This is a genomic window from Pseudomonas sp. CFII64, from assembly GCF_000416235.1.
Classification (GTDB): domain Bacteria; phylum Pseudomonadota; class Gammaproteobacteria; order Pseudomonadales; family Pseudomonadaceae; genus Aquipseudomonas.
Genome location: NZ_ATLO01000042.1, coordinates 55,068 through 66,129 on the forward strand (window position 1 = coordinate 55,068; position 11,062 = coordinate 66,129).

An 11,062-nucleotide genomic window follows, 5' to 3' on the forward strand; every position below is an offset into this window, starting at 1 on the left:
AGGGGTGACCCATGGACTGGAACGACTTACGCGTCTTTCTGGCGATTGTCCGTACCGGCTCATTGGGCGCTGCCGCGAAGCAACTTGGCGTCAGCCATCCCACCGTAGGACGACGGCTGCATGTTCTTGAGCAGCACAGCGGACAGGTTTTTTTCCGCCGCACCGGCCAAGGTCTTGTACTGACGGACAGCGGCGAAAAAATTCTGGGCCTGGCCGAGGAAATGGAGCGAAGCGCTCTTTCCATCGAGCGGCACCTGGCGGGAGACAGCGATCAACCTGAGGGGCTGTTGCGGATCTCATCGGCGGACTGGTTCGCCGGTTATGTGTTGGCTCCAGTCCTCAGCGAACTGTCGCGCCGGTACCCGCTGATTGTTCCAGAGGTCATCGCCGGACACCGGCTGTTCGATCTGACACGCCGCGATGCAGATATCGCCTTTCGCATCGTGCCGTTCACCGAGCCGGACATTGTTCAACGTCGACTGACGACACTGAGCTACGGACTGTACGTCGCAGCGCACCTGCCCTTTTCTGCCGCGCAAAATGCAGACGGCCAGGGGCTGATCCTCATGAACACAGCACAGGCGCACTATCCCGACGTACTCTGGTTAAAAGAGATGTTTCCGCTCGCCAATACCGTGTTCACCAGCAGCAGCCGAACCGTTCAGGCGCAGATGTGTGGCCGCGGATTGGGTGTTGCGGTTTTGCCACGCGCGCTCGGCGATCAATTGACTGCCTTGAGATGGGTGGACGTCGGCAGTGAGCCGCCGGGACGCGATATCTGGATGGGGTATCACCAAGACATGAGGCATATGGACAGGCTCCGCGCCCTGGCGGATCTCGCAGGTGAAATGATCGGTACGTAGTGCCTCACATCCAGAATTATTAACGGAGCCAGCGCTCTGCATTCGTACTGTTGCGACCCTGCGATGGTTGTACGTTTTCAGCATTTCTCCTGCCAACAGCGCGCGCAAGCTGGCGGTTTCTTTCGATCTCGAAGGTTCGAACATGTTGCAGCAGGACGTTGCCATGGTCGGGCTGTTCGCCAGACTCGGCGTGCGTCAAATGTTGCTGGCTTACAACCGCGATAACAGCTGCGCCGGTGGTTGTCACGGCGCGGGCGGCGGCTTGACCCCGTTGGGCTGTAGAACGATTGGTGGCCAGAGCAACATTACGGACACATGAACGGACAGCGCCAGTTGCCGCCAGCAGCACTCGAACAGGTGGCTCAGGAATTGAAACGGATGGGCTACAGCGAGTCGGATATTCACAACATATACGGCGAGAACTTCCTGCGCGTGGCGCAATCCACGTGGCCGTCGGCTGCAACCCGAAATCCGTGAGTGGAGATGCCGTCGATTTTTATGTCCGGACCAGCCCCCGATTCTGTGTGTACACAATCCGGCATTGCGCAGCAAATCCCACTACAAATAAACAGAACAGGACCAACAAGGTGATTTTCACCACGCTCGCAGTTGGACCTGCGGCCAGAGGCTGAGAAGCAGGCAGTCGGGTGAGCGTTTCGTTGACGGCCGGCACCAACGACAGGAAGAAACTGAACGACAGCCCAAAGTCAGACAGATAGGGACGAAGCTTCCCGAAAACGCTAAACCGGTGCACGAGCACGCCACCGAAAGCGGCAAGCAGGACGACGATGCCAAACGCATGTCCAGCGTTTAAACCTCCGGTGCTTGAAACTGTAAAAGACGTGATAACCGCTAACACTAACCCCACCAAATATACGTTGCCGGAACGTCTCTTCTTATCGATCTTGCTATAGCGGGCAAAGCTGTAGATGCCTGCGATGACAGGAATCAGGCTGATCACTGTGTGGATGATGCCTGCAAACGACATAGGCTGCGTCATGGATACCTCTCAGGGCAAATAAGATCGGCGCCACACTTGCGGCGACTACGGGGTCAGACACTGATAAGTTCCAATGCCGAATTGAGCTGGTCGATATCGACGACCCACATGTCCAGCCAAGGCTGCCTGCACATGGCCTGTTCATGCGCCGATTTGGCTTGATACAGACTTCAATCGAGCCTGATCCTACTAGTAGGTAGGCTAAGGTGTCAAGGAAGCCCTTCCTGACAATACGGCTCCGACGGCTCTCACATCAACCATATTGACGTGAAGCGCTCGCAGCGTATAGGTTGTCAGTTGCCGGATCACCGGAAATCCTGAACGGGGACTGATCCAATGAAAGTACTGAATGTTCAAAGTGCCGGGCGACTGGCGTGGATCGAGGCTCCGTCACCGAAGCTATCCAGCCCCCACAGCGCGCTGGTGCGCCCTATCGCTAGCGCTTCCTGTGACCTGGACCGTCGGCTGATTGCCGGAAATACGCCCTTCAAACCGCCCTTCGCCCTAGGCCACGAATGTGTTGCGCAGGTGTTGGAAGTAGGTGAGGCAGTGTCGACAGTGCGTCGCGGCGACCTGGTTTCCGTGCCGTGGAAAATCGCGTGTGGAGCCTGCTCGCAGTGCCTTGCCGGACGTGCCACCGCATGCACCACAGTACCGCGCCATGCGGCCTACGGTGTACCTGCAGGCGGCCATTGGGGCGGGCTGTTTTCGGAGGTGGTAGATGTGCCATTCGCCGACGCGATGCTCGTCCCTTTGCCTGCGGGGCTCAACCCGTTGGCGGTGGCAAGCGCCAGTGACAACCTCACAGATGCCTGGGTTGCCACCAGCCGTCCAATCAGTACCAGGCCGGACGCCCGGGTTCTTATAGTGGGTGGCACCGAAAGCCTCGGCGTGCTCGCGGTGCAGATGGCCGTCGCCGCAGGCGCGGGTAGCGTCGACTATCTGGACGACAATGAATATCGACAGGATCTCGCTGTGCGCAGCGGTGCCAACGTTGATCTGCCCACGATACTGGACGAGCGTTACGACGTTGTCGTATCCGCCACCCGTGATCATGAGTCACTGCACCGTGGGCTGCTGGCACTGGCACCGGGCGGCCACTGCTCGTGCATCGGAATAATCTTCGACGACCCGAAGATTCCCCTTTTCGGCATGTACCTGCGCGACGTCACTCTCTCGGTGGGGCTCTGCAATGTACGTCCACACATCCCCAAGGTGTTCGAACTCGTCAGCAGCGGGCGCTGCGACCCTCTGATGGTAAGCCCGACCGTGATCTCGCCCGATGAGGCAACCGAAGCGCTGCTGCAACCACTCGCCAAGTGCATCATGGTGCGTGAATGCATCATCTGATTTCAGTTCAGATTGTCTGCCAGTGACGCCATGACGGACGTCCAGGCCTCTCGGCCCTCGACCCCTACATTGCCAAAGGCTTGATGCAGGGTCTGGCGCTCCAGTTCAGTGGCGGTCTGTTCCACCGCCCTGCCCACTTCTGTGAGTTGCAGGAGTTTGAAACGATGGTGCTCCGGACAGCGGCTGGAAAACACCAGATCCTGATCGATCAAGTGCTTGAGAGGCCGATGTAACGCTTGCTTGCTGACCCCTAATGTCAGTGCCAGATCACCGACATTGATCTCGTCAGCCCGCGCAATGATGTAGAGAACACGGTGATGCACGCGAGACAGGTCGCGCGTCGCGAGAAACTGATCGGCCTTGATAGTCAGCCCGCGAAATCCGAAATGCAGTAATTCAAGAGCATGATCGAGTGGATGCAGCGACTTCATGCGGACCGACGCGGTGTTTAGCTTTTTTTCAATGACCATGTGCGCGGGTTCCCTGAGCTCCGGCGCAGCCTAAACCGTAGTCGATACTCAGGGCAACTGCGAAACCCGCCCGAGGTGCTCCATTTGCGCAAGGCGGGATTGGGGAAAAGAGCGTTTACGATGTACGTATCAGATAACTGGAGAAAGACCACCATCGATACGTAAGTTGACCCCGGTTATGTAACCCGCAACAGGGCTTGCCAGAAACGCGACAGCGGCCGCGATCTCGTCCAGACGACCGACTCTGCCAAGAGGAACCTGGGCAAACATCGGCAAGACCGCGCGCTCGATTTCATCCCATGGCGCGTCTTTACTCGCCAAGCCATGTTCCTCGGCGACCTCACGAAACCGAGCGTCAAGGGTGGCGCTGTGTATCGTGCCGGGAGAGATGGCGTTGACCGTTATACCCTCTGCGGCTACAGCTTTGGCCATGGAAGCGGTCATTGCATTCATAGCGGCTTTGGCGGCGCAATAGTCAGGCGCAGTGGGAGGTGGCATCGTTGCGGCCAAACTGGATATGTTGATGACTCGCCCCCATCGCGCTTCCCGCATCTTGGGCAATAAACGCGTGGTGACCCGAAGGGCCGAGAGTACATTGCGATCATAGGCAGCCGTCCAGCTCTCAGGCCGGGTAGAGTTCCAACTGTCTTTTGTCCCGCCGGAGCCGCCGGCGTTATTAATCAGGATGTCGATAGGACCGACGAGTTTTTGCGCTGCGTCGACAAGTCGCTGGACCTGATCATCGTCCACCAGATCACCCACTACGACAAAGGCACTGCCACCCAGTTTGATGATGTCCTTGGCCACTCTTTCTGCCTGCGCTCTGTCCCGCCCGTGCACGACGGTCACAGCGTTCTCAAAAGCGAGTTTTCTGGCGATCGCTTCGCCAATGCCTTTGCTACTGCCGGTGACCAACGCCTTCTTACCACCTAATTGCAAGTCCATGTACTCACCACCCATTGAAGTATTGTTAACGTCGCAAGGTAAATAGAGATGATGGATGAAACCAGTACGCACTTTTATGTGCCTATCAGTCAGGAACAACGTGAGATTTGCCTTGGGCCTGAGGGTTCAGCCTGGCACGTTGCCCGGGTGGTCGACATGATCAAGAGTCGATGGAAACTACCGATTCTGTTCAGGCTCTACGCTGATCCATCGATCCGCACGCTGCAATTGAAGCGCGATCTGCCAGGCATTTCCCAGAAGATGCTGACGGCCCAGCTTCGCGAAATGACCAGCGATGGATTGATCGAGCGAATCGATTTTGATGAAAAGCCTCTGCGTGTCGAATATCAATTGTCAGAGATGGGCCGCCAGCTGCTTCCTGTTCTCATCGCGGCGCGCAGATTTTCAACAAGCCATCCACCCGAGGCTGGCGATTTGTCCGAGGCGGTTTGAGCAGTTCCGGGAGAATTTCTGCTCCGCACCGTCATGCATGCCCAACTCGCCCTGGGCATCCTGGATATGCGCATTGCGAAAATGGAACATCTTCAAGGGCGGGTAAGAGCCGCCTTTTCTATCATTGCTTGATGACCAGCCTGTCGATGAGCGGGAGGGTAATCACGCCAAACATGTCGGGATCGCCGTATGCCCGAGCCGAAAGCATCGCGCCATGAACGGTCGCCATGAATGCCTCGGCTTCGACGCGAGCATCGCCGCGCAACGTGAAACTGCCTTGTTTCAATCCCTGCTCAAGGACGGACGTAAGCCAGGCGGATAATGCTCGAAAGTGGGTTCGCACCTCGATCACAACCTCTTGGGGTAATACCGGAATCTGAGTCGCCATCAATGCGCAGACGCAGTAGCCCTTTGTTGCATCGCCTATGCAGGATTGCCAATAGCCCATGTAGGCGCGCAGTTGATCTTCCGGGGCGGGATAATGGCGTTCTATTTCGCCAAGTCCAGCTTCTGCTTCCTCTCGGTACCGAATGACAAGCGTGCGTACAAGGTCCACCTTGGTAGGAAAGTGGTGGTGGATACTGGCTTTGCGAATACCCACAAACTCGGCTATATCCGCATAGCTGAAACCGTTATACCCGCCTGCAATAATAAGCGAGCGAGCGCAGTTAAGAATCTCGTAAAAGGTGTTTGAGTGCTTGATCATGGGCCGAACCTACCTTCTGGTAGGCCGAGAGTCAAGTATCCTCGCGCGGGCATCTGGCTGCACGTGGAATGCAGCCAAACATCGTACGCTTACACCAATGTGGCGTTAACACTCCTTACCAGCTCAAACCTGGCCTGTCAGCAGCGTGCCCAAGCGTTCGCCGATGATCACGCACGGAGCCATGGTGTTGCCGGTAGTTACTCGCGGCATGATCGAGGCGTCTGCGATTCTGAGGCCGTTAATGCCATAGACCCGTAATTGCGAGTCCACTACCGACAGGGCATCCGTACCCATCTTTGCCGTACAGGACTGATGCCAAACGGTGGACGCGGTATTGCGTACAAACGACTCCAAGGCCTTGCGGCTCATGGCTCCGGGCATGACTTCACGGCGGACAAATGGGCGCATGGTCGAGCTGTTGCCAAGCTCCCGACAAAACTCGACGGCGCGCACCAAGGCCTGCAAATCCTCCGGATCGGCCAACGCCGCGCTGTCAATGTTCAGCGGGTCCATGGGATGGCCGCCCGACAGAGTGATCGAGCCTCGGCTTTTGGGCCGCACCAGCCCTGGCAACAGCGACCATGCAGCAGCGGGCGGGTTAAAAATGGCTTGGGCTTCGGGCGTGGCGATGGGGATCTGCGCCAGGAAGGTCTGGATGTCCGGGACATCAAGTGATGGATCACTTTTCCAGAAGAACGTCGACTCCCCCGCGTTGTTGTGCGGCGCATGGGCCTGCTGGTACTCCCAGATGCACCCGGAAACCATGATGTGGTCCTGATAATTCTGGCCGACGCCCGGGAGATCCTGCACCACAGCGATACCGTGTCTGGTGAGTTCCCGTGCATCGCCGATTCCCGAAAGCATCAAGACCTTTGGTGTGTTGATCGCGCCTAGCGACAGCACAACCTCTTCTCTGGCTCTGAAGGTCATGACTTTGCCATCATGGAGGGCTTCGACCCCAACCGCTCGCTTGCCCTCCAGCAACACCCGCAAAACATGCGTATGAGTCAACACCGTCAGGTTGGGCTGGGCCATCAATGGGTACACGTAGCTACGAAAGATCGAGCGACGGCGACCATTCTCCAGACACACATTGGCTAACGCAGCACCGCCAGGGCCCTCCATCATTTCGCCGTTCTGATCGTCGTAAACAGCCATACCAAGCTCTGCCGCGGCTCCCAACATCGCCGGTGCAATTGGATTGGGGTTTGGCGGAGGCTGCACGAAAACCGGACCACCGGTGCCTCGGCGTTGTGGATCTGGAGCGCCCTTCCAGTCTTCGATGCGCCGATAAACCGCCAGAGTCGACGCGTAATTCCAGGCCGTATCGCCTGACTCGCTGGCGAAATAGTCCCAATCACTGCTGTGACCGCGTGACCAGACCATAACGTTGATCGATGCACCGCCGCCCAGCACTTTGCCCATGGAAAGTGGTATGGCTCGGCCATTCAGGTGGGGATTTGGTTGAGCCTGAAACTGCCAGTCCCGCTCACTGCCCAGGTTGGCGAACCAGGTACTTGCATCCGTGACAGTTGGTACGTCGTCACTACCGCCCGCCTCAAGCAGCAAAACGTTAACATCAAGATTTTCCGCGAGACGCCGGGCCACCACCGAACCGGACGTGCCGGAACCACATACGATGTAATCGTAAGCGCCACGGAGATTAGCTTTTAACTGACGCTGATTTTCTTCAATACGACGCGAAACATCTGCGCTGTCAGTTGCGCCGATATAACTTTTCATAGGGATGCCTCTGGACATCGCTGTGCTTTGACGGCGAGGAGCAATAGCGCAATCAATACAGCGAATGACTAATAATGGGTTTTACGGCTGATGCGACCAGGCAACAGCTACGGGGATAAATCAGTCTGCGACGACGTGACTGATTCTATGGCCCAGAGGAAACACACCCGTTATCTGAAAGGCGCTTGCTGGATGTCTGCGAGGCGCTTTTCATCTCACTGACAGTGTTGAAAAGCGTTATTGAAAGATTTTCAAGAAGCGTTAACTTGAACCTGGGACGGGCAAATGCCGAACTCCGCGCGGTAGGCACGACTGAAATGGGCTGCGGTGGCGAATCCGCATTGCCACGCGACTTCCTGGACGCTGGGTCTGAGCGTTTGAGTGGCGGTCAGCAGCCGTTGTGCGCGCTGCAAGCGGACGTACCAGACATGACGCATTACCGTAGTGTCCTGATTTCTGAACAAGCGCTGCAAGTGTTTAACCGAGACATGCGCGGCGGCGGCAATCGCCGTAGTGTCCAGTCCGGTATCACTTAAAGATGTGTGGATGTAACGTCTCGCTCGCAACAGTACGACGTCGGTACTGCGAGATGTTGCCTTATCCCCAGAACTACCCAGAATAGCGTCTATCAGCTCGAACAGCTGTCGGCCCATCAAGTCGCGGATCAAAGGGCTGGGCGCGATTTGTTGCTGCGCGATGCAGTTAATCAGTTCGCGGGTGGCGCGCATGTCAGCCGAGTTCATATCAGCGACTACCAATCCAGACAATGAATATCGAAGTCCTCGATCACGCAAGCCGGGCTTGGGAATGCGCAGAACGGTCATTTGGCCGCGGTCGGTAAACGACTCCTGGAACGGCCGTTCAGGGTCAATGAAAAACATGCTGCCGGTTTTGAAGCGATGCCGATTTCCAGCTTCTTCTATATCTACATGCCCGCCGGTCATCAACTTCAGGTAAAGCCAATCACCCTGCCAGGAAGATTGCTCCTCCCCAACGGGAGCCAACACGACAGACGCCAGGTCAGCCTGGGTCATGCCAATATTGCCCAGCGTCCAGCTTTTCGATGTGGAACTGCTTGAGCGTGACTCATCAAACCGACAGTACAGCCCATGGTGCTCAAGCATGACGTCAGACCAGTTGGCTGCGGCATCAGGCCCCAAGTCAAAGTCCATGTCATGAGTGTCGAAGACCCTTGGCTTCATGGAAAGCGTTCCTGATTCTGTGTGCAGACTAAATGTCGTGGGCGGCTTCCCATCCGCTAAGGTCAGGACCTGCAGGCAGGCTACGCCATTTGCCCCCCCAAGGCGGAGCAAAAAAAATTGAAGCGCCACTATACGACTGGTCTAATTGCTGTTAGCTTAGCCACACATTCACCGAGTAGCGCTAATCTTTCATGAATACCGGACTGAAGTTTTTCACCCCAGCTTCCTCGTTAGCCCTGTTAGCGCCCACTGTAGCGCTGCACGTTGAATAATTTATTCGAATCGTAGACGACCGGTCTACGTGTTAATTCCAGAAGCTGTCTCATTACTCACTACCCTCTACCTGTTAAGGAATCACCCAATGAAAATCCTCATGGTCCTGACCTCCCACGACACCCTTGGCAACACCGGTCGTAAGACCGGCTTCTGGCTGGAAGAGCTGGCTGCGCCCTACTACGCGTTTTTGGCAGCGGGAGCAGAAGTTGTTCTGGCTTCGCCTAAAGGTGGACAGCCGCCACTTGATCCCAAAAGCAATGAACCGTCGTTTCAAACCGATCTGACCCGCCGCTTCGAGGCCGATGCCGAAGCGAATGCAAAACTGGCAGTCACCGTGCGTCTGGACAGCGTCTCCCAGGCAGACTACGACGCCGTTTTTTATCCAGGTGGTCATGGTCCGCTCTGGGACCTGGCCGAAGATGTGAACTCCATCCAACTGATTCAATCATTCCTGGCCTCCGGCAAGCCTGCGGCCCTCGTCTGCCATGCACCCGGCGTCCTGCGATACGTGAAAAAGCCTGACGGCACACCGCTGGTCGAAGGCAAACACGTCACAGGTTTCACCAACACCGAAGAAGAGGCTGTCGGCCTGACCAACGTGGTGCCATTCCTGGTCGAGGACGAACTCAAAGCTAACGGCGGACTGTATTCGAAAGGCGAGGACTGGAGCTCTTACGTGGTGAGCGATGGCCTGCTGATCACGGGTCAAAACCCAGGCTCTTCAACTGAAGCCGCCCAGGTCCTTGTGAAGCAGCTCAGCCACCCGGCAGCCTGAATGAGCTTGGGTGGAAGGCGTTGTTACGCCTTCCACCATTCCCTCCCGATCACCTGAGTTGTCGCAGTTGGTAAACACTGCGCGGCGACTGAAGTACGCTCCAAAAGGAATCGAATCATGCACCACAGCTCACTCTTTGAACCGGTGACATTGGGCTTTCATACCCTGAAAAACCGGATTGTCATGCCTGCGCTCACCCGTCAGCGAAGCGGTCAGCCCGGCGATGTTCCCACCTCTCTCATGGCCACCTACTACCGGCAACGCGCCAGCGCCGGCCTCATCGTCAGCGAAGGAACCCAGATCGAGCCGCGCGGCAAGGGTTATGCCTGGACGCCGGGGATTTACAGCCAGGCTCAGATTGACGGATGGCGCGAAGTGACCGACGCAGTGCATGCTGAAGGCGGCGTGATCTTCGCGCAGCTTTGGCATGTTGGCAGGGTCTCTCATACCGAACTGCAGCCAGAACATGCTGCGCCGATTGCGCCCTCTGCGATCCAGGCACTGAACGTGAAGGCCTTCATCGAAACCTCTCCAGGCGCTGGCACACTCGTCGAGCCGTCCATGCCCCGCGAACTGACCGTTCCACAAATCAAGGAGTTGGTCGAGGCCTACGCCCAGGCAACGCGAAATGCGCTGAGCGCCGGATTCGACGGCGTGGAGATTCACTCGGCCAACGGTTATCTGGTCAACCAGTTCATCTCGACACATGCAAACCAGCGCGACGATGAATACGGTGGCTCGCTGGATAACCGCCTGCGTTTTCTGCGAGAAGTGGTTCAGGCTGTCAGTGCGGTTGCAGGTCCGGAGCGCGTCGGCGTGCGCTTCACACCGCTGTTCACCAGCACCAGCGAAGACCGGGTTTATATCGGCTTCGTAGAGGACGATCCACATCAAACCTACATTGAGGCAATCAAAGTGCTTGAGCAGGCAGGCGTTGCTTACCTGTCGATTGCCGAAGCGGACTGGGCGAATGCGCCCGACTTGCCCGAGGCCTTTCGCCGTGATGTGAGGCGCTCATTCAGCGGCCGAATCATCTATGCAGGACTCTATGACGCAGCTCGGGCGGCTCGGATTATCGAGGCGGGTCTTGGCGATTTCATCGCGTTCGGGCGGCCATTCATCGCCAACCCTGATCTGCCCCAGCGGATCGCCAACGGCTGGCCTCTGAATAAAATCGATCCCGCCTCCCTCTATGGCGGCGGCGCACAAGGCTTCACAGATTATCCGGTGTATTGCAGATCTGAGTCCGACGTTAAGGAAGAGGTGCTGTCATGAGTAA

General features: G+C 57.0%; 12 protein-coding genes. 6 read left to right on the forward strand and 6 right to left on the reverse strand.

What is annotated here, in order from left to right:
* The first annotated feature begins 11 nt into the window (after window positions 1-11).
* Window positions 12-863, forward strand: a complete 852-nt coding sequence (locus tag CFII64_RS18185) for a LysR family transcriptional regulator (protein ID WP_020292284.1) — start codon at window positions 12-14, stop codon at window positions 861-863.
* 142 nt (window positions 864-1,005) lie between these two features.
* Window positions 1,006-1,182: a membrane dipeptidase gene (locus CFII64_RS30295; RefSeq protein ID WP_256208114.1), complete on the forward strand. Its 177-nt coding sequence runs from the start codon at window positions 1,006-1,008 to the stop codon at window positions 1,180-1,182.
* A gap of 177 nt (window positions 1,183-1,359) precedes the next feature.
* Here the strand turns inward: CFII64_RS30295 and CFII64_RS18195 are convergent, their stop codons facing one another.
* The gene (locus CFII64_RS18195; protein WP_020292287.1) at window positions 1,360-1,863 is read right to left on the reverse strand and encodes a hypothetical protein; all 504 of its coding nucleotides are present in this window, start codon (window positions 1,861-1,863) and stop codon (window positions 1,360-1,362) included.
* Between the two features lie 336 nt (window positions 1,864-2,199).
* On the opposite strand from CFII64_RS18195, the gene CFII64_RS18200 reads away from it, so the two are divergent.
* Window positions 2,200-3,213 carry a zinc-binding dehydrogenase gene (locus CFII64_RS18200; protein WP_020292288.1) on the forward strand — a complete coding sequence of 338 codons (1,014 nt, stop codon included), beginning with the start codon at window positions 2,200-2,202 and terminating at the stop codon, window positions 3,211-3,213.
* A 2-nt stretch (window positions 3,214-3,215) separates the two neighbouring features.
* Here CFII64_RS18200 and CFII64_RS18205 read toward each other — a convergent pair whose 3' ends face one another.
* Together CFII64_RS18205 and CFII64_RS18210 are read right to left on the reverse strand one after the other, a co-directional pair.
* The gene (locus tag CFII64_RS18205) at window positions 3,216-3,683 is read right to left on the reverse strand and encodes a MarR family winged helix-turn-helix transcriptional regulator (protein ID WP_020292289.1); all 468 of its coding nucleotides are present in this window, start codon (window positions 3,681-3,683) and stop codon (window positions 3,216-3,218) included.
* 129 nt (window positions 3,684-3,812) lie between these two features.
* On the reverse strand, window positions 3,813-4,628 hold the full coding sequence (locus tag CFII64_RS18210) for an SDR family NAD(P)-dependent oxidoreductase (RefSeq protein ID WP_044901527.1): 816 nt from the start codon (window positions 4,626-4,628) through the stop codon (window positions 3,813-3,815).
* 48 nt (window positions 4,629-4,676) lie between these two features.
* On the opposite strand from CFII64_RS18210, the gene CFII64_RS18215 reads away from it, so the two are divergent.
* Window positions 4,677-5,081 carry a helix-turn-helix domain-containing protein gene (locus tag CFII64_RS18215; protein WP_020292291.1) on the forward strand — a complete coding sequence of 135 codons (405 nt, stop codon included), beginning with the start codon at window positions 4,677-4,679 and terminating at the stop codon, window positions 5,079-5,081.
* Between the two features lie 121 nt (window positions 5,082-5,202).
* Here the strand turns inward: CFII64_RS18215 and CFII64_RS18220 are convergent, their stop codons facing one another.
* The 3 genes from CFII64_RS18220 to CFII64_RS18230 all read right to left on the reverse strand — a co-directional run bounded on the left by CFII64_RS18220 (window position 5,203) and on the right by CFII64_RS18230 (window position 8,732).
* Entirely contained in the window at window positions 5,203-5,787 is a 585-nt protein-coding gene (locus CFII64_RS18220) for a TetR/AcrR family transcriptional regulator (RefSeq protein WP_020292292.1), read from the reverse strand.
* A 123-nt stretch (window positions 5,788-5,910) separates the two neighbouring features.
* Window positions 5,911-7,530 (reverse strand): GMC family oxidoreductase, encoded by a 1,620-nt coding sequence (locus CFII64_RS18225; RefSeq protein ID WP_020292293.1) that lies wholly within the window; start codon window positions 7,528-7,530, stop codon window positions 5,911-5,913.
* 251 nt (window positions 7,531-7,781) lie between these two features.
* Window positions 7,782-8,732, reverse strand: a complete 951-nt coding sequence (locus tag CFII64_RS18230) for an AraC family transcriptional regulator (RefSeq protein ID WP_020292294.1) — start codon at window positions 8,730-8,732, stop codon at window positions 7,782-7,784.
* A 361-nt stretch (window positions 8,733-9,093) separates the two neighbouring features.
* On the opposite strand from CFII64_RS18230, the gene CFII64_RS18235 reads away from it, so the two are divergent.
* Window positions 9,094-9,783 (forward strand): type 1 glutamine amidotransferase domain-containing protein, encoded by a 690-nt coding sequence (locus tag CFII64_RS18235; RefSeq protein WP_020292295.1) that lies wholly within the window; start codon window positions 9,094-9,096, stop codon window positions 9,781-9,783.
* Between the two features lie 117 nt (window positions 9,784-9,900).
* Window positions 9,901-11,058: an alkene reductase gene (locus CFII64_RS18240; RefSeq protein WP_020292296.1), complete on the forward strand. Its 1,158-nt coding sequence runs from the start codon at window positions 9,901-9,903 to the stop codon at window positions 11,056-11,058.
* Window positions 11,059-11,062: the final 4 nt, after the last annotated feature.